This is a genomic window from Fulvivirga sp. AWR4_260 (genome assembly GCF_056158185.1).
Genome location: NZ_JBSWSU010000015.1, coordinates 2,827,147 through 2,848,669 on the forward strand (window position 1 = coordinate 2,827,147; position 21,523 = coordinate 2,848,669).

At 36.7% G+C, this 21,523-nt stretch carries 18 protein-coding genes; 4 read left to right on the top strand and 14 right to left on the bottom strand.

Going from position 1 to position 21,523, the window contains the following annotated elements:
- Positions 1–130 precede the first annotated feature (130 nt).
- The 9 genes from ACXACQ_RS18220 to ACXACQ_RS18260 all read right to left on the bottom strand — a co-directional run bounded on the left by ACXACQ_RS18220 (position 131) and on the right by ACXACQ_RS18260 (position 12,146).
- A complete protein-coding gene (locus ACXACQ_RS18220) occupies positions 131–637 on the bottom strand; it encodes a hypothetical protein (RefSeq protein WP_474977413.1) in 507 nt (168 codons plus the stop codon).
- Between the two features lie 60 nt (positions 638–697).
- A complete protein-coding gene (locus tag ACXACQ_RS18225) occupies positions 698–1,762 on the bottom strand; it encodes a nucleotidyltransferase domain-containing protein (RefSeq protein ID WP_474977414.1) in 1,065 nt (354 codons plus the stop codon).
- Positions 1,759–2,514, bottom strand: a complete 756-nt coding sequence (locus ACXACQ_RS18230; protein ID WP_474977416.1) for a nucleotidyltransferase domain-containing protein — start codon at positions 2,512–2,514, stop codon at positions 1,759–1,761. Before ACXACQ_RS18230 ends, ACXACQ_RS18225 begins: the two co-directional genes overlap by 4 nt.
- Positions 2,515–2,637: 123 nt before the next feature.
- Positions 2,638–4,251 (bottom strand): sodium:solute symporter, encoded by a 1,614-nt coding sequence (locus ACXACQ_RS18235; protein ID WP_474977417.1) that lies wholly within the window; start codon positions 4,249–4,251, stop codon positions 2,638–2,640.
- Between the two features lie 282 nt (positions 4,252–4,533).
- Complete coding sequence (gene araA, locus ACXACQ_RS18240) at positions 4,534–6,042, bottom strand: L-arabinose isomerase (RefSeq protein ID WP_474977418.1); 1,509 nt, start codon at positions 6,040–6,042, stop codon at positions 4,534–4,536.
- A gap of 27 nt (positions 6,043–6,069) precedes the next feature.
- Positions 6,070–6,771: an L-ribulose-5-phosphate 4-epimerase gene (locus tag ACXACQ_RS18245; RefSeq protein ID WP_474977419.1), complete on the bottom strand. Its 702-nt coding sequence runs from the start codon at positions 6,769–6,771 to the stop codon at positions 6,070–6,072.
- A complete protein-coding gene (locus ACXACQ_RS18250) occupies positions 6,764–8,449 on the bottom strand; it encodes a ribulokinase (protein ID WP_474977420.1) in 1,686 nt (561 codons plus the stop codon). The genes ACXACQ_RS18245 and ACXACQ_RS18250 overlap by 8 nt, the downstream gene beginning before the upstream one ends.
- Positions 8,450–8,605: 156 nt before the next feature.
- Complete coding sequence (locus ACXACQ_RS18255; protein WP_474977422.1) at positions 8,606–10,585, bottom strand: alpha-L-arabinofuranosidase C-terminal domain-containing protein; 1,980 nt, start codon at positions 10,583–10,585, stop codon at positions 8,606–8,608.
- Between the two features lie 7 nt (positions 10,586–10,592).
- The gene (locus ACXACQ_RS18260) at positions 10,593–12,146 is read right to left on the bottom strand and encodes an alpha-N-arabinofuranosidase (RefSeq protein ID WP_474977423.1); all 1,554 of its coding nucleotides are present in this window, start codon (positions 12,144–12,146) and stop codon (positions 10,593–10,595) included.
- Between the two features lie 247 nt (positions 12,147–12,393).
- Here ACXACQ_RS18260 and ACXACQ_RS18265 point away from each other — a divergent pair, with 247 nt between their 5' ends.
- Entirely contained in the window at positions 12,394–13,083 is a 690-nt protein-coding gene (locus ACXACQ_RS18265; protein ID WP_474977424.1) for an NUDIX hydrolase, read from the top strand.
- Positions 13,084–13,212: 129 nt separating this feature from the next.
- Entirely contained in the window at positions 13,213–14,331 is a 1,119-nt protein-coding gene (locus ACXACQ_RS18270) for a hypothetical protein (RefSeq protein ID WP_474977425.1), read from the top strand.
- Between the two features lie 185 nt (positions 14,332–14,516).
- Here the strand turns inward: ACXACQ_RS18270 and ACXACQ_RS18275 are convergent, their stop codons facing one another.
- The 3 genes from ACXACQ_RS18275 to ACXACQ_RS18285 all read right to left on the bottom strand — a co-directional run bounded on the left by ACXACQ_RS18275 (position 14,517) and on the right by ACXACQ_RS18285 (position 17,071).
- A complete protein-coding gene (locus ACXACQ_RS18275; RefSeq protein WP_474977426.1) occupies positions 14,517–15,026 on the bottom strand; it encodes a GreA/GreB family elongation factor in 510 nt (169 codons plus the stop codon).
- 160 nt (positions 15,027–15,186) lie between these two features.
- Positions 15,187–16,599: an MBL fold metallo-hydrolase gene (locus ACXACQ_RS18280; protein ID WP_474977427.1), complete on the bottom strand. Its 1,413-nt coding sequence runs from the start codon at positions 16,597–16,599 to the stop codon at positions 15,187–15,189.
- A 124-nt stretch (positions 16,600–16,723) separates the two neighbouring features.
- Entirely contained in the window at positions 16,724–17,071 is a 348-nt protein-coding gene (locus ACXACQ_RS18285) for a winged helix-turn-helix transcriptional regulator (protein ID WP_474977428.1), read from the bottom strand.
- A gap of 101 nt (positions 17,072–17,172) precedes the next feature.
- Between ACXACQ_RS18285 and ACXACQ_RS18290 the strand changes: the two genes are divergently transcribed.
- Positions 17,173–17,916 (top strand): SDR family oxidoreductase, encoded by a 744-nt coding sequence (locus ACXACQ_RS18290; protein ID WP_474977429.1) that lies wholly within the window; start codon positions 17,173–17,175, stop codon positions 17,914–17,916.
- A gap of 62 nt (positions 17,917–17,978) precedes the next feature.
- Here ACXACQ_RS18290 and ACXACQ_RS18295 read toward each other — a convergent pair whose 3' ends face one another.
- Positions 17,979–19,031: an FkbM family methyltransferase gene (locus ACXACQ_RS18295; RefSeq protein WP_474977430.1), complete on the bottom strand. Its 1,053-nt coding sequence runs from the start codon at positions 19,029–19,031 to the stop codon at positions 17,979–17,981.
- A 237-nt stretch (positions 19,032–19,268) separates the two neighbouring features.
- Between ACXACQ_RS18295 and ACXACQ_RS18300 the strand changes: the two genes are divergently transcribed.
- Positions 19,269–20,069 carry a M57 family metalloprotease gene (locus ACXACQ_RS18300; RefSeq protein ID WP_474977431.1) on the top strand — a complete coding sequence of 267 codons (801 nt, stop codon included), beginning with the start codon at positions 19,269–19,271 and terminating at the stop codon, positions 20,067–20,069.
- 56 nt (positions 20,070–20,125) lie between these two features.
- Here ACXACQ_RS18300 and ACXACQ_RS18305 read toward each other — a convergent pair whose 3' ends face one another.
- The gene (locus tag ACXACQ_RS18305) at positions 20,126–21,448 is read right to left on the bottom strand and encodes a hypothetical protein (RefSeq protein WP_474977432.1); all 1,323 of its coding nucleotides are present in this window, start codon (positions 21,446–21,448) and stop codon (positions 20,126–20,128) included.
- Positions 21,449–21,523 lie beyond the last annotated feature (75 nt).

Sequence of the window (21,523 nt, forward strand, 5' to 3'; positions counted from 1 at the left end):
ATATTGTGTCTAAAATCCATAAATAAAAAAAGCTAGTGCGCATGCACTAGCTTTAATATTTTTAACGATTTAAAACGTTATTTAGCAATTAATATTTTATGTATATTCTGGGATATATTGTGTTAATATTTTACTCAGAAATAAATGTTGAATTTTCAGTAACATCGGACTCTTCATCTTCATCATAATAAGTGTAGGAAACTTCCATTTTAGTAGATGTTAAGCTCTCAAGTTTATGCCCAAATAAACCTTCATCGAATACTACACTCGGGTCATCCTTTTTTTTCTCATCATAAGTGAATATACTATCTTGTGCATCGTTGAACCTCCATTTACCAATAATACTTACAATATCACTATCACCGCAACCTTCCATTTCTGTTACATCACCATTGTCATACTCAAACTTACCATCTGCATAAAATGTAAAATAGTTATCTTGAGTTACCTTTTCATATCCTTCACAATCTTCTTGTTCAACTAATGGTGTAATTTGCCATTTCTTCGAAGAACCTCCTGTTAGTAGCGTTGCTTTTGAAATGTTATCACCTGAATTCTCATCTGAATCATCATCAGAACAAGAATAGAAAGCAGCAGAAGCTACTGAAAGCAAAGAAAATAATAATACTTTTTTCATTTTTAAATAATGCAATTAAGATTTATAAACCCAAACTTACATTATTAAACAAAATAAATATCATAAATTATAAATATTATTATAAAAATTATTTCTCACTAATCTTAACACACTATTAACTAGATCATTATCTAAGTCATCGGGTAAATGAGAAGAAGCATAAACTTCTTCTATAAATTTAAATGTACCATGCGCGTATTTTAATAGTTCTTCATACGTGCGAAGTCCTCTCTTTATATCTAATAATTCCTGTCTATCATTTCTTTTCACATTAATGGTCTGCTGCTCGGCTATTTCCGCACACATTCTTAATAGCCTAATGGTATGCATCATATTTTTAGAATCGTAATTCATTCCATGGGCCATGTTCGCTTTATAGCGTCTCTCACTTCTATGAGTGACCCATTCCCAGTATTGTTTATAAGATTTACAATAATTAGAATAGGCCTGTTTGTTAAAATACAAGTATGCTTTGGGCAACTCTCCTTTTCTAATTTTACTAAAATGAATATCATTCGAATTCTCTTTTTTAATAATACCTTCGTAGTCCATCTCACCAAAGTAAAGTGCATATAAATCGGCTATATGCGGTATTCTAGCCACACCGCATGTTTGCTGACTAGCTCCATGTTCATTTAAATAATCTAGCAAAAGCATACTCCCATTATTTACGGTAACATAGCAGAAGTCTAAAATCCCTTTTTTATCTTTTTCAACAGGGGTTAGCATCTTCTTTTTAAGTCCCTTAGCCTTATTTATCTGCTCCTTTGCATACCCTCCAAAACTATCCTTACAACGCTTAGACAACCAATTCACCTTCAAAAATTCATTAAATACCGGGTGTATATATCTAATACATTCGGATGGTGTATATAGCATTTCTAGCACTGTAGGGTTACTTTTTAGCAATAACTCTGCAAACTTTTTCAACTCATAAAATACAATGTCATTATTATTATCGGATACCTGACCGATGTAATTCATCCCAAAAAATTGTTCTGCAGGTAGTACAAATACCCCTTTTATATCTACATCAGAGCCTTCGGTCTCAAGACCATAGGCATGGCTTCCACTAATACATTCAAAAATAATTAACCCTTTTTCTCTAATTTGCTCTATAGTCATGATACAAGTAGGTTATAAAAAAATTCATTTAAATAGCCATCATCACAAATTTCAGCGTCTTTCAACGCACCAGCTTCTGCTGCATTTAACTGAAATGTCTCCGTCAAAAAAGAATCAAGCCAAAGCAGCCTTTCGGTATAAAACGTTTCATTTTTACCGGATTTATACTCGATAAGCTCTTCTATTTTTGTTATCAAATCTGCACTGAGCATGCTGAACATACTGTCCATTTTTATATCAGGTATTTTTCCTGTTTTCACTATCCATGTAGCACAGATAGATGCTCTTAATGCGTAAAAATATTTTTTCAACTTTACTGCTTTACCTGATGCATTGCATTCTTCTATATAATTTCTGGCCATACTCTGGTAGTGATAAAAGCCCCGCTTGGGAGAAAAATACATGTTACTAAGCCTTCTCAATTCCTGGACTACAGCAGGCTCTTGATGATACATGATGGGCGACTGTAGTCTTTCGGCAACTGCCATATTTGACTTATGAATAAGCCTAAGTACCTTCTTCAGTTCCCAACCAGTTATGTCAAGGTCTCCTTTCATTCGCTGATATGAATCTTTACCAGAATCTATTGAAAGGTGCCAGTTTATATTTTTAGAATAAATAACTCTAACATCATAATCACTATCAGGAGAAGGAAAGCCCCAAGCCCTAGAACCGGTTTCACAAGCTAATAAGATGCTACACTGTTCGTTGGCTTCTATATGTTGTAATGTTTGTATTATACTATTTTTCATGCTTCGTTTTATTTGAAGCAAAGAAACAGCATCACTACGCATCCTTTTTGCGTAGTGAGCCTAAAACAAAAAAAAACGCTACCATTACTGATAGCGCTTGTCTAGTTTTTTAAGTAATACTACTCAACTGCCATTAAAATATATCATTACGCTAACTACAATTACCAGAACCACTATCGATGTAGCCACATCTACCCAAGAATAGCTAGATTTGGATTCGCGTTTATTTTGTTCAGACAGTGTACCAAATGTTAAACCAGCGGTTTGTTCTGGCTTAGGCGCTGGAGTTAGCAGGCTCACCACAATAGTTAAAGCCACACAAAACAAGAAAAAGAAAGCACTGAATGTAAGGAAATTCATTTCGGCCAGTTTATAGAGTATGCCCGATAAGTTGGGCTTAAGCAATTCTAATGTAATTCGTAAGGCAGCCACAATTAACCCTACAACTAATGTTGTGAAAGCCCCCTGTGCATTGATTCGTTTTAAGAATATTCCCAGTAAAAATATAGCGGTTATGGGTGGGGCTATATAGCTTTGAACACTCTGCAAATATTCATACAAAACCCCAGAAATATTGGCCATAATAGGAATCCATGCTATACCACACACCACTACTATAGCCGTAGCCACCTGCCCTATTTGTACTAATTTTTTTTCAGGCGTATTAGGTCTAAGCTTTCTATAAATATCAACCGTAAATAACGTAGAACAAGAATTAAATACAGAGGCTAAGGAACTCATTAAAGCAGCTAATAAACCTGCCGCTACTAAGCCTCTTAAGCCAGAAGGCAACAGGTTGCTCATTAAAACAGGAAAAGCCTCATCAGGAGAATCCCAGTTCAATTCTCCTCTTTGCTTTAACACCAGCGCCACCACTCCAGGAATTAAAAATAAGAACACCGGCAATAACTTTAAAAAGCCTCCCCAAATAGTGCCTCTTCTCCCCTCCTTAATATTCTTGGCCGTAAGTACTCGTTGTACTATGTATTGATCTGTACACCAATACCATATTCCAACAATGGTACTACTGAAAAATAAGCTAGGCCACGGGAAATCAGGATCTGAAGCTGGCCGCCACATATTAAAGTATGCTGGTCCTAATGTGGCCTTCATACTATCAAAGCCTCCTACTGCATTTAGCCCTATGAAGGTAAGGGACAATGCGCCTATAATTAAAACTATGGTTTGTAATGTCTCTGTATAAACTACAGCTCGCATACCTCCAAGAATCGTATACGCACCTGTTAAGATTACCGTAGCCAAGGCTCCAACCCAGAAGTCAATATGTAATAAAGAAGAAACTACTATGCCTCCAGCATATATAGTCACCGAAATTTTTGTGATCACATAAGCTATTAATGAAAAGACAGAAAGTATCCACCTTGAATTCTCACTGAATCGTTTTTCAAGAAATTCAGGCATGGTAAAAACCCCACTTCGGGCATAAAAAGGTAAAAAAACCCACCCTAACATAAGAACAACCCACGCATGGAGTTCATAAATTAACATTGGAAATTTGTTACCTGCCCCAGCACCAGCCAAACCTACTACATGCTCAGAACCTATATTTGAGGCAAATATTGATGCCCCTACCACAAACCACCCCACATTTCTACCTGCAAGAAAGTAATCTTCTGTATTTTCCTGCTTTTTATAAATAACCCATAATGCTACACCAAGTAGCACTATAAAATAAATACCTATAAATACCCAGTCTAGGGTGTCCAATGTTTTCATGTATTATTTAGTTTTCGTTATAGGTTGAATAAGGACTGGCGCTTGTTGACTTATATTCAAAAAGACCATAATAGTCATAGTGACTATATTTAAACTTAAATAAATTTTCAAGCAATACAAACGATTGCATAAATGGCTAAATCCCATCTATTTACTCAAAAATGAAGAATCTATCAGCTAACTCTATTGAGAATGAAACATTTATGAAAAATGAAAATGATACAATTTTTTCATTTTTCATGTACTCATTATAACAAGAAGGAAGAAATACCATGAGAGCTCTTATAATCCATTTTTAAATAAATGAAAATACACTTCATTGGTTTTTAGTGTCTCTTTAAAATTCCTGAGCTCTGTATTTTGATCAATAACTACTAGTTCAATACCTGCTATTTCGGAAAAGTCTTCCATAAATTCTGTGCTCAGCGCCTGACTATATACAGTATGATGAGCCCCTCCCGCTAAAATCCAGGCAGTAGCTGCAGTTTCAAGATTAGGTTTAGCATCCCAAAGCACTCTGGCTACAGGCAACCTAGGTAAGTCCGCCAATGGTTTTACAGCCTCTACTTCATTTACAAGTAACCTAAACCTATTTCCTAAATCAATTAATGAAGCATTAATGGCATTGCCTGCTGCGGCATTAAACACCAGCCTAACAGGATCTTCTTTACCTCCAATAGACAGCGGGTGTATTTCGCAAGCCGGCTTTTCTGCCGCTATAGAAGTGCATATTTCCAACATATGAGAACCTAAAACATAAGACTTGTCAGGTGCAAAATGGTAAGTGTAATCTTCCATAAATGAAGTACCTCCATCCATACCATAATTCATTACTTTCATAGCCCTTAACAAGGCTGCTGTCTTCCAATCACCCTCAGCACCAAAGCCATAACCATCAGCCATCAGACGCTGAACTGCTATCCCCGGGAGTTGCTTTAGAGTTCCTAAACTTTCGAAAGTATCGGTAAAAGCCTTAAATTGACCATTTTCTAAAAAGCTACGCAGTCCTAGTTCTATACGGGCAGCTTCCTCTAAAGCATTGCGATCTTTACCACCACCTTGCAAAGATGTTGTTAATGTATAATTTGCTTCATACTCATCTATAAGGCGTTTCACCTCAGCGGCAGTTACCTCCTTTACATGCTGTATCAAGTCCGGCATATCATAACCATTTACCGAAAAGCCAAACCGCATTTGGGCCTCCACTTTATCCCCTTCAGTAACCGCTACTTCACGCATATTATCACCCAACCTAGCTACTTTGGCACCTTGTAAGTCATGCCAACCAGCTGCTACACGGCACCATACACCTATTTTTTTATGAACCCTGGTACTTTTCCAATGCCCAGTAATTACTTTGCGAGCTTTCCGCATTCTCGTCATCATAAAACCAAACTCTCTATCACCATGAGCTGATTGGTTCAAATTCATAAAGTCCATATCAATATCACCCCAAGGAATAGCATCATTATACTGTGTATGTAGGTGTAAAAATGGTTTTGTAAGAATATTTAGCCCTGAAATCCACATTTTAGCGGGTGAAAATGTATGCATCCAAGCTATTACCCCAATGCAGTTTTGAGAATGATTAGCTGCTACCATTAATTCATAAACCTGCTCTGGGGTTGTCAACAAATGTTTATAAATTATTTGTACCGGAATATCATCACTAGCATTAAAAGCAGTAGCAATAGACTGAGAGTGTAATGCTACTTGGTCTAAAGTATCTTGTCCGTATAAATGCTGACTGCCAGTAATAAACCATACTTCATTTTTGGATATATCTATCATAGTTATTAGTCATCTATAATTTCACTATTATTTCTGTCCGTAATAGGCATTTTTTCCGTGCTTACGCTCATAATGTTTATTAATAAGTGCCTTTTTTAAACGAGGTGCATTTGGATTAATTTGCAAGGTTAGTAAAGCCATATGAGCCAGCTCCTCCAGCACTTTGCTATGGTAAACGGCCTTTTCAGCACTCTTTCCCCAAGTGAATGGACCATGATTACCTATAAGCACCATCGGCACCTCTTGGTATAAAAGGTTTTTATCTCTAAAACAATCTAAGATTTGCTGTCCGGTCATATGCTCATAATCGCCCTCAATGAGTTGATTATCCATAGGGGGTGCACATGGTATATCTGCGGTGAGGTGATCGGCATGAGTTGTGCCGAAAATAGGTATATCTTTTTGTGCCTGTGCCCAAGCAACCGAATAGGTAGCATGGGTATGAGCTATTCCTCCAATATCGCTCCAATGGCTATATAAATATGCATGGGTTTTAGTATCAGAAGAGGGCCTCAAGCTGCCTTCCACTAACTGATTATTAAAATCCACAATAACAATATCTTCTGGCTTTAATATTTCATAAGGAACACCACTTGGTTTTATAGCAAAAACACCATTATTTCTATCTACTGCGCTTACATTACCAAAGGTATATACCACTAATCCAAGTTTAGGCAACTGCATATTAGCTTCATAGCACTCTCTTTTCAGTTCAATGTACCTAGTCATGAACCACCTCCTTTACGCTGTTGATAGTACTTGTTTCTACAAAATTTCCTAACAAAGAATATTGGCGATATCGACTTGCATAAACAGGTGTTACCTCAGGCATGGGCTCATAAACTCTTTCTATTTTACTTCCCATGTTTTTTGCTGCTGCTAATACATCAGTATAGAGCCCTGCAGCTACTGCTGCGTATATTGCTGCTCCTAAAGCCGGAGCCTGTTCACAAGCCGCCACTTTGATAGGCATATTCAACACATTAGCTAATGTTTGCATTATGTAAGGCGATTTTTTAGCCACTCCACCTATGCCTATCACACTGTCTATATGCACCCCCTCTTCTACAAAGCGATCTACAATTTTTTTAGCCCCAAAACATATGGCCTCTACCAAAGCTTTAAAAATATGTGGGGCCTCTGTTCCCAGAGTTAGGTTGGTAATAGCAGCCTTCAAAGCTTGGTTAGCATCAGGAGTACGCCTACCATTTATCCAGTCTAAAGCTACTACTGCTGTCTCTTGCAGGGGAATTTTCTCTGCAGCCAAACTTAGCTGCCGTAATAATCCCGCTTTTAATGCCTCTTTTTGTTCTTCTGACCAATCCATATCAGATGTTACATGGTCTAAAGGCCAAGTCAATAAGTTGGCAAACCAAGCTAAAGCATCTCCAAAAGCCGATTGTCCAGCCTCTAGCCCTATCATTCCAGGTACTACTGATCCATCTACCTGGCCACAAATGCCTTCTACTAAATTGTTTTCTATATCCTGATGGGAGGCTACAATAATATCGCAAGTGGAAGTACCCATTACTCTTACCAGTGTATGCTCTTCGGCTTTCACGCCCATAGCACCAGCATGAGCATCGAAAGTGCCCACCGCCACTACCACATCTGGAGACAACCCTAATTTGTTAGCCCACTCTTCACTCAAATGACCTGCTACCTGATCTGATGTATAAGTAGATGTGTATAAATGCTTCTTTAAGGTTACTAAAGCTGGGTCAAGCGCAGATAGAAAAGCATCATCAGGCAGGCCTCCCCAGTAGGAATGCCACATGGCTTTGTGACCAGCAGCGCACCTGCTTCGTTTAAATGTCGTTAGGTCTTTATTTGAAATAAGATGGTAAGTCAGCCAATCACAATGTTCCATCCATGTCCAAGCTGCGGCCTTTACTTGAGCATCGGCACGCATAACATGAAGTATTTTGGCCCAAAACCATTCTGAGGAATAAATCCCACCCTCATATTTGGTATAATCTTCTCCGCCCCACTCCTTCGCCCATTTATTGATCTCAGCGGCTTCTGAAATGGCTGTATGGTCTTTCCATAATATCATCATAGCATCAGGGTTATCCTCAAAACCCGCCACCATGGCTAGTGCCCTACCATCTCTATACACAGGTAGTGGTGAAGAGCCGGTAGTATCAATACAAATACCTTTTACATCGTTAACTTCAATACCAGAAGAAACCAACACACCTTTAATGGAGGCCTCCATGCCTTCCAAGTGATCGAGAGGATGCTGCCTAAATTGATTGAGAGCTGGTTGACAAAATTCTTTGTTTCTCCACCTGCTATACCAATGTACCTCAGAGGCCGCTTCTGTTCCATCGGCAACATTAACCAAAACGGCTCGTACTGAATCGGTCCCAAAGTCAAGACCAATAACATATTGTTCATTTTTCATAACTGTAGGCGTTTTTAATTAAAATTAAGTGTATTTTTTACACTTAATTTGAGTGTAATTATCCATAAAAAACCTTGGGTTTAGGATTCTAACTCAAGATTTCAAGCTTGCATACATTGCGAATTTGGATTGAGAAATAAATAATAGCTGTATTAATTATTTCACCTTTCCACTTATTACATAAAATGAATATGGTTTCAGCGTTAAATGCAGTTCACCTTTAATAAATGATACCTCCTCAGTAGTTGGACTGACTTTAGCGGGCTCTATAATAGAATTCACCTCCTCCAAATTATCAGCTGTAAGCAGTTCCACCTCGGCCTTTCCAGTAAAGCGGTGTCCTTTAAGCGTAATATTAATTTCTCTACGCTCACCGCTGGCATTTACCGCTTTTACTATAACTTGTTTCCTATTATTATTTAATACTGCAGACGCATATAAGTCCTTTTGTCCTTTAATAGCATTACCGTCACTAGTAATATATATTAGCTCCTCCCCTTTGTTATTAGAAAATAGTTTCTGCACATAATAATTAGGAGTTCCGTAGGCTTTTAAATTATCAAACCAAATAAGATCAGGAGACCACTGCCAAGCATTAATATGCGCAAATAATGGCGCGTAAGACGTCATGTATACTACATCGGCATTTCGCTCTAGTCCAGTTAAGTACGCTGCTTCTGCCAAAGCTGTATTCCAATTATTTTGATTTTCAGCACTGGCTATGGCATCACTTTGAGCAGCATATTCTCCTGCAAAAATTTTATAGTTATTTCTATCGTAATTATCATATCTTCTTGCATTTTCAAAAAACCAATCAGGTGTACGATAATAATGTTCATCCACAATTTCGGCTCGCAGTTCTTTAAGTTTATTTTCTGCAAAATCAAATTGTTCTCCATCAGGAAATGGCCCAGTACCAGAAACAATAACCATTTCAGGATATTTTGCTTTGATCGCTTTAATAAATATCTCTAATCGCTCAAAGTATTCTGGTCCCCATTGCTCATTACCTACACCGATAAACTTAAGATTAAAAGGCTCTGGATGCCCCATTTCGGCTCTTACCTTTCCCCAAGCAGACTCAATATTACCATTTGCAAATTCTACCAAATCTAATGCGTCTTGTACGTATGGGTCTAGTTCATTGAGAGGTACTAGTTCTGCTGTGTTGAATTGACATGCCATTCCACAACTTAAAATAGGCAATGGCTGCGCACCTAAGTCCTCGGCTAATAGAAAGTACTCGTAAAAGCCAAGGCCAAAACTTTGAAAATAATCTGGCGTTCTTTTGTGTGCGAACTCAGTATTCCACCTATTAACCAAAACAGGCCTATCTTCTACCGGTCCAACAGTTTTCTTCCACTGATACCTTTTTGCCAAAGTTCTCCCTTCAACTATGCAGCCGCCCGGAAACCTCAAGAAACCCGGTTTTAGGTCAAATAACAGTTGAACTAAGTCTTTTCGCAGCCCGTTAGGCCTTCCTTTCCATGTATCTTTGGGAAATAAAGAAATCATATCCAGGTCAACAGTACCTGTACCTTCAAAAGTTATCAGCATTTGAGCAGCATCGCTGGTTTTAATCGGGCTCAATTCGCAACTATACGATTGCCATTCACCTTTAATTAAATCGATTTTGCATGCGCTTAAAACCTCACTTCCACCTTGAATTAACGAAAATTTCACACTTTTTATACCGGAGTTAACCTTAGCTTGAAATGATAACTTATATATTTTGCCTTGCTCTACCCCCATTCCTCTAAAGCCTTCATTAATCAATCTATATCCTTCGGAATTATTGACCTTCACATTCAAATAGTGATTATTTGCCGCCATATTGCGCCTTATAACTGCAGCCATACCTGCCCCCTCATTTAGTGAATGTCTATCTGAATTTGGTTGCACCCAGCCCATCAATGGGTCTTCAAATTCAAATGACCGATTTTTAATCATTTCAGCATAAATACCTCCGTCTGCTGCAAAATTGATATCCTCGAAGAAGATTCCATACATGGTGGGTTGAATACTGCTGACTACATGCTCTGTATCTACCTCCCAATGCTCTGTTGATTGAGCAAATGAGAACATAGCCGCATGACAAGTCATCATTACTGAAAGCAGTATTCTTTTATATATCATTTTATACTTAAGGTTTAACTTCTATTACTATAACAGAGAAAGCAGGTATATTTAGTTTTATTTGACCTTTTCTGTATTTAAAGTCTTGGAATGAAACAGGCTCAATCTTATTGGGGGTATCGAAAGAGTTGTAGTTCTGTAGTTTTTTTGATGTAAGTACCGTTGCACTTACCGCTTTTGCATTTAGTTTACCCAAACTAATACTGACCGTTTTGCTATTGTTGGCATCAATATTCACCACTGAAATATGTACCACACCTGATTTATCTTTTGAAGCAGAAGCGGATATGGCTGGCAACTCGTAACCTTCAAATTCATAATTTTCAGTGTCAATATGCAATGGAATTAATTGAGCATCTTGATGTACTTTGTACATGTTCATAACATGATAAGTAGGTGTCAGTATCATTTTATCTTCATTGGTAAGAATTACCGCCTGAAGTACATTTACTGTCTGCGCCAAATTTGCCATTCTAACACGATCGCTATGATTATTAAAAATGTTGAGCGTAGTACCAGCAATCATAGCATCACGCATGGTATTTTGCTGAAACAGGAAGCCAGGGTTAGTACCCTCTTCAACGTTATACCACCCACCCCACTCATCTACTACTAAAGCAATCTTTTTGTCCGGATCGTATTTATCCATTATTTCAGAATGTTTAGTAACTAATTCCTCCATTTTTAAGGCCGTTTGCATGGTTGAGTAATATTGAGCTTCATTAAAATCAATGGCAGAACCTTTCTTGTCCCACTCTACAAAAGAGTATGAGTGCAATGCCACTCCTTCAATCAAATGCTTTGGAACATCCCTCATCAGAACTTCAGTCCAGTGGTAATCATCAACATTAGCACCTGATGCAATACGAAAAAGACCTTTGTTATTAGTCCAGTCTGTCATAAATGTTGCATACTGCTTATACAAGTTGGCATAATATTCTGGTGTCATGTTTCCCCCACAGCCCCACATTTCATTACCTACACCCCAATATTTTACTCCCCATGAGTTTTTTCGACCGTTTTCTAACCTCAATGCTGCCATAGGACTTACACCATCATGGTTTACATATTGCACCCAGTCTGATAGCTCCTTTACTGTACCACTGCCTACATTCGCAGCCAAATAGGCCTCAGCTCCAAGAAGCTCACACATATCTAAAAAATCGTGCGTACCAAAACTATTATCCTCTGTTACGCCTCCCCACCAACGGTTAACCATTGTAGGCCGTTGGTCTTTTGGCCCTATACCGTCTTGCCAGTGGTAAGTATCTGCAAAACAGCCTCCTGGCCATCTTAAATTAGGGATATTTAAATCTTGTAGGGCTTTAATAATATCATTTCTTACTCCATTAGTATTAGGAATTTCGTCATTGCCTTCCCCAACATAAAAGCCTTCGTATATGCAGTGTCCCAAATGCTCAGCAAAATGCCCATATATATTTTTGTTAATCACAGGCGCACTTTCAATTGGCTTCAGCTCAATGGTATTCTCTTGTGCATACCCAAAAAAGGCGCTAAAAAACAAAATGATGCTTAAGTAATACTTACGTGTTAAATTCATTTAAGTGTATTATTTACATTTATAAATGTGGTTAAGATTTCAGATATAATCAAGCAATTTAACCCAAATATTTATTTTGCAATCGTTTGTATAATTCAAATCAAGAGCCAAATAATGCTAAAAGCATCTATTGATGAGTTAGTTATAGTATAAATACGTACAAAAAAATTCTCCTATACTCTCGAAAAAGATTATATTTCAAAGTAGAGTAGCTTTTCAAGGTCAGATTTAATTTTTTTGTATTCCCATGAAGAATAATTACAATAATGAAGACAAAGTACTACTGGCCGTTGACTGTATTATTTTTGGCTTCGATAACGAAGAATTGAAATTACTGCTAATCAAAAGAGACTTTGAGCCAGAGAAAGGCAAGTGGTCTTTGATGGGCGGTTTTTTAAAACAACAAGAAACACTTGACGAAGCGGCCAGCCGAGTGTTACATCACCTGACCGGATTGCACGATGTTTATATGGAGCAACTTCACGGTTTTAGTAAAATAGATCGTGACCCCGTAGAAAGAACAATTTCTTTAGCTTACTATGCACTTATCAATATTAATGATCATGATAAAGAGCTTATTGCTAATTACGGAGCTAAATGGTTCTCATTGGATAAAATGCCTTCATTAATTTTTGACCATAATGAAATGGTTGAACATGCGATCAGCCGTTTGAGATACCGAACTTCAACAGAACCTATAGGTTTTGAATTGCTACCTCCAAAATTTACTATGCGCCAATTGCAAAAACTGTATGAGGCGATATATGGGCATGAAATGGATAAGCGCAATTTCAACAAAAAAATTAACGCCATGCACCTGCTTATTCGGTTAGATGAAAAGGATATGACCTCATCAAAAAAAGGTTCTTATCTATTTAAATTTGATGAAACCAAGTACCACAATAAGGTGAAGGAAGGCTTTTCTTTTAAAGTTTAAATAAATATAATTTTAAAATTAATTTTTATACCTTTTAAGTAAATTAATGATATATTTATAACCAAAAAATTCATATAATATCTTATGAAGAGATTGGTTGTTTGCTTTATGTTATTGCCTTGCCTGGTTATGGCAAAAGAAAATAATGCTGCTATTGAGTCGGTACTTTTACAGAATACTCATTTAATAGACCAGCTTGCGCTATTGGCTCCTATGTCTATCAACCCATACATAGCTGTGTTTTTTACTGCATTATTTTCTAAGCTTGGCTATAGCACTGATTTTGTAGCAACGCACCCTTTTTATGACAGTTGGTTGATATTAATAACCACAGGCATACTTTTCTTATTCACGGCCCTTGTAGGTACGGTCATCAGTACAAACAAGGCTACTGCTACTATTAACCTGGCTGATAAATACCTTTCTAATCAGGCCGCTTTGATTATTAATATTATCATAATGGCCACGCCTATGCTCATCAATGATAGCCCGGAGGCCAATCAAATAGTGTATCAAGCGGGTATATTCAATCTTAGCTTAAATACAATTTTAATTATAACAGGCACCGTTTACTTCCTCATTGTAGTAATGACCGTAAGGCTCTTTATAGAAATACTCATATTACTGTCGCCCATTCCATTAATTGATACCGTGCTTGAAGTCATTAAAGTTGCACTTACCATAGCATTTGTTATTATCAGTATTTTAAGCCCAACTACATCGGTTATCATATCGGTAATAATGTTTTTGGTTGGGTTGTTCTTCTATAGAAAAGCACGCGTATTAGTTGAAAAAACAAAATATTTCTTCATTTACCCTATTCTGAATTTATTTAGAAGTAATAAATCATTACTGGAACACAATGAAAACTTCTCTATTAAGGTATATACAAAAAAAGCTTTTGGGCGCATCAAATCTGGGAGAATTGCCACCCTTCACAAGTCCAATGGAAATCTATTACTAACAAAAAGAAAATACATATTTTTTAAAACAGACGAAGTGGTCCACTTCGAAAGACTTACTTTAATAGAAAGTGCGTTATCTTGTTCTGTAGTTGATGAAAACAATAATGCTGTTATAGCTTTAAATAACTCCTACAAAAAACATCGGGCTCATATTGCAGAAGAACTACAATTGGTGATTGTAACTCAAGAAACACCTATCATTACTATGCACAAAAGTTTACTACTGAAGGTGAAAAATATGTTTAACAGCAAGGACATTGCCTTAGTAAAGACTGATCTTTAACTCACACATAGGGAATGTGCAGTTTCAACGACTAGGCACCATAGCGGCAATAATGAAGTGGAGACAGTAGTCACCAAAGGTTGGAAAAGGCAATTTTTATATCCATTGCCTATTTTTTGGCATCTTTCAAGGAAATTTTCTGTAAAGATGCGATGGGAATAAATAGAGCATTACTCTTGCAAGTATTAACTAAAGGAATAATTAATATCAACAATTTCAAATGTTCTTTTTCCATTAGAGAGTTCTAATACAGCCTTCTCTCCCACTTTCTTTTCGATCAACAACCTGGCTATAGGGGAAATAAATGAAATTTTGTTGTTTTTAATATCAGCCTCATCCACTCCTACTATTTGATATTTCTGCACGTTGGGATTATTATTGATCTTTAACGATACGGTGGCTCCAAACCTCACTTCATCTTTAGGCTGGCTATTTATGTCAACTTGCTTGGCACTATTTATTCGTTCGTTGAGTAGTTTTAACTTTGCATTAATAAAATTAACCGCAATGCGTTTTTCGTTTTCTGTTACACCATTTTGGTTATCTCTTTCCTTTAACAAACCTTCTCTTTCGTGAAGTAACTTTTCGAAACCATCTCTGGTTACATAGTTAGTAACTCCATTGGGTAGATCCGCTCTGGGTGGCACCATGGGTATCTCTTCCTGATCCTCTTCTTTTACAAATCCTCTACTCATATGCTATCTTTTCTATTTTAACAGTTTTACGATAAGATTGTTATCTTCAGAAACCAAAAGGAGACGCCAATAAGTTAGCGTCTCCATCTGTTTTTTTTATTACTATTACTTGTAAGTCTTTTATAATTGTCTGATAACCTCCATTCAAAAGTTATCGAGATCAATTAAAAACCTTGCTTTGACAAACAAAGTCAGTTTTAGGCACTTCTGTTTTGGCAATGGCTCCAAAGCCTCCCTCAACTTCGGAAAAATTCCGGTATCCACGAGATTGTAATATACTTGCAGCAATCATACTACGATAGCCTCCGGCACAATGCAAATAAAAATGCTCACTTGTATTAATATCCTTCACCCAGTCGTTGATAAAAGCTAAAGGTTTGTTATAAGCTTCGTCCACATGCTCCGCAGCATATTCTGTGGCCTTTCTAACATCAATCACTGTACTTTTCCCTACCTCTACCCTTGAAGCAAACTCCTCCGCAGTTATGCGATCTACCACATCCACCTCTTTACCAGCAGCTTTCCAAGACTCAAAACCTCCTTTAAGGTGGCCTAATACGTTGTCAAATCCTACCCTGCTTAATCGAGTAACGGCCTCTTCTTCATTTCCATCATCAGTTATTAATAGTATCGGTTGTTTAACATCTACAATCATGGCTCCTACCCAAGGCGCAAAGTCTCCTTTTAAACCTATACTGATCGACTGAGGCACAAACCCTTGTGCAAAATCAGCACTGCCTCTTGTATCTAATATTAAGGCATCTGAAGATTCGGCTACCGTTTCAAACTCTTCTACAGAAAGAGCTTTCATTCCATTGTTTAGCACCTCCTCAAAACTCTCGTACCCTTTTTTATTCATGGCTACATTCATTCCAAAGTATTGTGGAGGAGGTAAAAGACCATCAGTAACCGCTTGGATAAAAGCCTCTTTGTTAGGTTGCTTCAAAGCATAATTCACTTCCTTTTGGTTGCCTAGCGAGTCGACCGTTTCCTTCATCATATTTTTACCGCAAGCCGACCCTGCTCCATGTGCCGGATAAACGGTAACATCATTTGGCAATGGTAATATCTTGGTATATAGACTTTCATAAAGTAAGCCCGCCAACTCTTCTTGTGACATATCAGCTGCTTTCTGGGCCAAGTCAGGTCGTCCTACATCTCCTAGAAAGAGAGTATCGCCACTGAAAAGTGCAGTTTCTTTACCTTTTTCATCTCTCAATAAATAACAAGAGCTCTCCATAGTATGACCAGGAGTATGCAATACCTCAAGAGTAAGATCACCTATATTAAACGACTGACCGTCTTTCGCTATAGTAGCCTCAAACTCTGGTTGAGCCTTAGGGCCATAAATAATTGGTGCCCCCGTGGCTTTACTCAAATCTATATGCCCACTAACAAAATCTGCATGAAAATGCGTTTCAAAAATATATTTTAACGCTACATCGTCTTTTTTCAACCTGTCAAGGTATGGTTGAGTTTCTCGTAAAGGGTCTATTATTGCAGCCTCTCCATTTGAGGTAATATAGTAAGCCCCCTGAGCAAGACATCCGGTATAAATTTGTTCTATTTTCATATCTGAATTTCTTCTTTGCTTTCTTGTTAATACAAATGTGCTATAATTCAATCATTTTATTTGTTACTTATGTCACACAAGTGGCATTGTTCATAATAATAGATATCATTCTAACATTAAAGTACTATCCCATAATAACTTTACGGTGTTCTGCACCCCAAGAAGCCAAATTATTGATTATTGTTTGTAAGGTTTTTCCATACTCTGTAAGCTCATAATAAACTGTAACTGGTTGGGTGTCTAACACCACCCTTTTTACAAGTTTATTGATTTCGAGTTCCTTTAACTCCTTGCTTAGCATTTTGTTAGAAATGCCTTCTACATCGTTAAGTATGTCCGAAAACCTTCTCTTGTTGAAGTAACAAACTGACGATATAATTTGTATTTTCCATTTACCACTGAGCACATACATGGCATCATTGATGGCCATTATTCTCTGCTTGTTATAATCTTTTGATTCACATCCATTCATAAGTTACTTGGTTACCTCTAGGTTACAATTACTTTTCTATACAAAGTTACAAAAAGAAACAATACTCATCTAGGTTTGTAGCTCATCAAAACAAATATTAAATGAATTTCGATAATAAAAATGTGGTAATTACAGGGGCTAGCTCTGGTATAGGATTGGCGAGTGCCAAAGCGTTTATCAATGCAGGAGCTACAGTTTGGATTACGAGCCGCAGTGCTGCTAACTTGGAAAGAACCGCGAAGGAAATCAACAGTGAAAAGCTCAAAACTATTGTATCTGACACTTCAAGTCTTGCAGGCATCAGCAGCTTAGAACAAGCTATAGAGGAAAGTGGTGTAAAAGTAGATGTATTATTCTTAAATGCTGGAATTGCGGTATTCTCGCCTATTCAAGAAGTGACAGAGTCTGACTTTGATGCTCAGTTCAATACGAACGTTAAGGGGGCATTTTTCACTATGCAAAAACTCTTACCTCATCTTAACGATGGTTCATCTATAATTTTCACTTCTTCAACAGTGGCTACGGCAGCAAATTTGGGAGGAAGTATCTATTCGGCCACTAAAGGTGCATTAAACAAAATTGCTCAAATAGCCGCTAATGAATTAGCCGAAAGAAATATTAGAGTTAACATAGTGAGTCCTGGTCCTATTTCCACTCCAGGTCTTGATAATGCAGTAGCTGAAGAAATGAAAGGCATGTTGGCCGCTGCTACTGCTCAGCAACGAATTGGACATCCTGATGAAATTGCTAAGCCTGTTCTATTTTTAGCTTCAGATGAAGCAAGTTTTATTTCAGGAACTGAGCTGGTTATTGATGGAGGCTACCTCACCTATGCTTTAAAATAAAGGATATAATTCATTCTTAGAACTAACAGCTACTAAGTGAACTAAAAGTAGCTGTTGGTTTTCTAATGAGGCATCAACTCTTTAGGATAACCTAATAAAATTACTTCTGAGTGACATAAATTTTTTGAAGTATCAGGAGTTAATTTACGAATCATAAAATGATAATTGGTCAATTCTTTTTCCAACAAAGGTGCTATTTCAAAAAATTCAATAGGATTATGATAAATGGCTATTGAAAGTACTGGTCTAAACTTATTTAATGATTTTAATGCACCTTTTACAAAGTGCATAGCATACCCTTCAATATCCACCTTAATAAATTTAGGCTTGATCTTGTTTTCATCGACTAGTTTGTCGAAAGATTTCTGCTCTATTTCTATATAGTCATATTTTCCCCTTTTTCGCATTAATGAAAAACCGGCTGACCCAGTATCGGGAAGCTGCATTTTTGGAAGGTTATCATTATCACTTATAGCCAATTGAAATATTTGATATTTTGCATTTGCTATGCCAGCAGCAGCCAAATTTTTTCTGTATTTCTTAATACTATTCAGAGATATTTCAACTGAGTATATTTTTCTATAATTATATGAGCTTAATGCTATTGCAGAATCCCCTATATAAGCACCAATATCCATAAAATCTTCTCCTTCAATATAATCCAAGACTTCTTCTGGCATTAATTTTAGTCCGTGATAAAAATAAAAGACAGAGGCATCATAACTATCCATTGATACTCTATGATTAGAACTCATTTTTTTTAGATATGCTTTAATTTCACTTTTAGCACTCTCCTCTTCTAACTCTAGTAATCCTCCGTAAATGGGTTCTTTTTTTGATATGCTTTTTTTATGCTGTTCATCGGGATAATACATAAATCGATCTACAACTTTTTTAACTACCACCTTTGATTCATGATCCATCCCTTTAACCAACTCATGAACCAAATTCTCAACAGAATTATTATTAATATAAGTTTTGAAACTCCCACCTAAACTGTCAGTGATATAAATCATGTAGGGTTCTCGAAATTTGTTCCACCAATTAATCAAACCAACAATAGGAAAATATACAAAAGGAGCATTTGATCTTAAAAAAGAGCCTAATTTAGACATAAATAAAAATGTGTTGTAGGTAATTCAAATTAGTAAAACAGAAAAATAGCAATTTAATTATATACATCAAGTAACAAGTAGTAGTTATTAAAAGGATACACCCTAGTTAACTGACCTTAACCTCAACAAATGTATTTCAAAGTAACATCTAGTCATTCAAAGCATAAGAGGCTGCACAGTTAATTCATCACATTATTTTAAATGAATAATTATTTATCAATCTAAACCCTAAAGTTTATGAACTATTCATTTAAAACACACTGGCTCAAAGCATTGCCTAATTTAATGCTCTCGGGATTGATTTTTCTAAGTTCCTGCCAGTCGGAAGAGGAAAATGTGAATCCTATAACATCATCTACTGTAGAATCATCACTCCATACTCATGTCGATTTTCTTGTGAGTACTACAGGTTTCACTAAAGAGGATATAGAATTCTCTAATGAAACTCAAACTTTTTATATTAATCATGATATACTTATCTCGAAGGAATCAGTAGAAGAGTATATGCAAAGAGAGGGCAACCTTCATACTGCAAGAGAAGAACAGTACCGCTACACTTATTTAGTGGGCCAAAATCGGATTAAGAACGTGAGGTATTTCATCAAAAGTGGTGTACCAACAGGCTGGAAACAAGCTGTAAAAAAAGCAGTAAATAAATGGAATGGTATTACTAACACCAAAGTGCATATGTCTGTAGTCACTAATGCGGCCAATGCTGATGTAATTGTAAACTCTATTAAAGAAGAAGGTGCTAACTGGGTCGCAAGGGCCACTTTGCCCTCTGCAGATCATAAATCGGGAGCTATGCTAACCATCAACAGAGCCTTCAATAGCATGGGGGCTCCAAGCAAATTATTTGCTATGGTCCATGAAATGGGACACAACATCGGTTTTTTACATACCGATCAAACAGATGGAAAACACATAGTGGGTACACCACAAAAAGACCCTAACTCAGTTATGAATTCATTTGTATTACCATGGAATGGTTTTACTACTGGCGATAAAAAAGCTGTAAGAAAACTTTACCCTATGTAAACAAAAAAGAGGCTACTCATTGTAGCCTCTTTTCAATTATACCTATTAAGATTCATTTACTTGGCCAAGTTTTTTGCTTTCTCTAGCCACTCTTTACTCTTCTCATTAAGCTCATCACCAGCCTGCTCAAGCTTATCGGTACTGGAGTATTTCTCTAAATTGTCTACAAAGGAGTTCAGGTTATGAAAGGTCCGAAACATTTCTTCCGTATGAGGTACACCTTGCTGTTTGAGCACCTTTTCCCAATCAATTTGGGCTAGCACATGAAAAATATACTTAGTGGCTATTTTAGCTAAAAAGTACTTATCATATACCCCGTTCAAAACCTTACCAGCTTCTCTATTTTTCACATAGGCTACGGCTTCATCCAGTGTTTCCTTTTCTCTTGATGAAAGTAAATTACTTGCTCTTAATTTTTCTAGCGCTAATGCCGCCTTTTCATGCTTCTCGTATTTAAGGTATAAATAAGCTTCGATAGAATATGTTAACTCATTATTTAAGCCAATTTTATTAGCATCATTAAGAAAAACTTCTAAATCCTGCAAAGCACGTTTCTCGTCAACCTCCCTTTCCATCATTAGCCTATCAAACCCACGAAATAAATAATTCAGAGAATGATATGCTGTATAAGTCTTAGTCTGACTTAAGGTTGTCCATCCAAAAAACTGTTTTGTATAAGTCAGATCAATATTAGTAGTTGAATTCAACCAAGCGATATTATTCGACATTTCGTCTTCTGACAAGTAATAATATCCTTTCTCAAAGAATAAGAATCCTCGTACAAACTGCAATAATGACTTTACCTCGGAGTCAGGCAACAACTTAGGCTTAGTTTTGACACATTCATACAATGATACTTCTTTGCCTAAATCCTTGCTAGGAATAACCAGTAAGCTTAAAATAGCATGTTCAAGGTTTTGAATGTACTCTTTCTGCACCTCCCCTACTACTAATGGCTTTCCACTATTGGCGGCTACTTTATCATAATTTTTACGAGTATATACTTCTAAAAGTGTTGGAAATATATCTTCATCCGTTTTCATGATGAAAGATTTCATTTCAGAGTAGTCCTTGTAAATTCTTATATAATCAACTAATGAAAGACTTTCTGTTTCTAATGAATCATATTGGATAACGGTATTAAAAATCCAATCCATTTCAGATTTAAATGATTGAAATTCTGGTGAAATAGTATCTTGCTCAGCAGAAGCTCTTATCAAAATTTTACCGAATTTGTAAGTAACCACCTTATAGGAATCTAGACTTTCTTCTAATGCTAGTCTGTCTTTTGCTAGCAGCTCCTCATCAGACATTTCACCATCATCACAACTTATAAAAACAGCTAATAATATTGAATACAAAAAATATGACCACCTCATTTTCGTGTAAAACTTTTAAAATTTTCATTTTGCAATCAGCAAAATTAAAGTATTCATAAATCAAAAAAATTACCT

Bases quoted from the DNA above. Each gene is read 5' to 3' on its own strand.
- ACXACQ_RS18220 (WP_474977413.1), bottom strand. From the start codon at position 637: ATGAAAAAAGTATTATTATTTTCTTTGCTTTCAGTAGCTTCTGCTGCT.
- ACXACQ_RS18225 (WP_474977414.1), bottom strand. From the start codon at position 1,762: ATGACTATAGAGCAAATTAGAGAAAAAGGGTTAATTATTTTTGAATGT.
- ACXACQ_RS18230 (WP_474977416.1), bottom strand. From the start codon at position 2,514: ATGAAAAATAGTATAATACAAACATTACAACATATAGAAGCCAACGAA.
- ACXACQ_RS18235 (WP_474977417.1), bottom strand. From the start codon at position 4,251: ATGAAAACATTGGACACCCTAGACTGGGTATTTATAGGTATTTATTTT.
- araA (WP_474977418.1), bottom strand. From the start codon at position 6,042: ATGATAGATATATCCAAAAATGAAGTATGGTTTATTACTGGCAGTCAG.
- ACXACQ_RS18245 (WP_474977419.1), bottom strand. From the start codon at position 6,771: ATGACTAGGTACATTGAACTGAAAAGAGAGTGCTATGAAGCTAATATG.
- ACXACQ_RS18250 (WP_474977420.1), bottom strand. From the start codon at position 8,449: ATGAAAAATGAACAATATGTTATTGGTCTTGACTTTGGGACCGATTCA.
- ACXACQ_RS18255 (WP_474977422.1), bottom strand. From the start codon at position 10,585: ATGATATATAAAAGAATACTGCTTTCAGTAATGATGACTTGTCATGCG.
- ACXACQ_RS18260 (WP_474977423.1), bottom strand. From the start codon at position 12,146: ATGAATTTAACACGTAAGTATTACTTAAGCATCATTTTGTTTTTTAGC.
- ACXACQ_RS18265 (WP_474977424.1), top strand. From the start codon at position 12,394: ATGAAGAATAATTACAATAATGAAGACAAAGTACTACTGGCCGTTGAC.
- ACXACQ_RS18270 (WP_474977425.1), top strand. From the start codon at position 13,213: ATGGCAAAAGAAAATAATGCTGCTATTGAGTCGGTACTTTTACAGAAT.
- ACXACQ_RS18275 (WP_474977426.1), bottom strand. From the start codon at position 15,026: ATGAGTAGAGGATTTGTAAAAGAAGAGGATCAGGAAGAGATACCCATG.
- ACXACQ_RS18280 (WP_474977427.1), bottom strand. From the start codon at position 16,599: ATGAAAATAGAACAAATTTATACCGGATGTCTTGCTCAGGGGGCTTAC.
- ACXACQ_RS18285 (WP_474977428.1), bottom strand. From the start codon at position 17,071: ATGAATGGATGTGAATCAAAAGATTATAACAAGCAGAGAATAATGGCC.
- ACXACQ_RS18290 (WP_474977429.1), top strand. From the start codon at position 17,173: ATGAATTTCGATAATAAAAATGTGGTAATTACAGGGGCTAGCTCTGGT.
- ACXACQ_RS18295 (WP_474977430.1), bottom strand. From the start codon at position 19,031: ATGTCTAAATTAGGCTCTTTTTTAAGATCAAATGCTCCTTTTGTATAT.
- ACXACQ_RS18300 (WP_474977431.1), top strand. From the start codon at position 19,269: ATGAACTATTCATTTAAAACACACTGGCTCAAAGCATTGCCTAATTTA.
- ACXACQ_RS18305 (WP_474977432.1), bottom strand. From the start codon at position 21,448: ATGAGGTGGTCATATTTTTTGTATTCAATATTATTAGCTGTTTTTATA.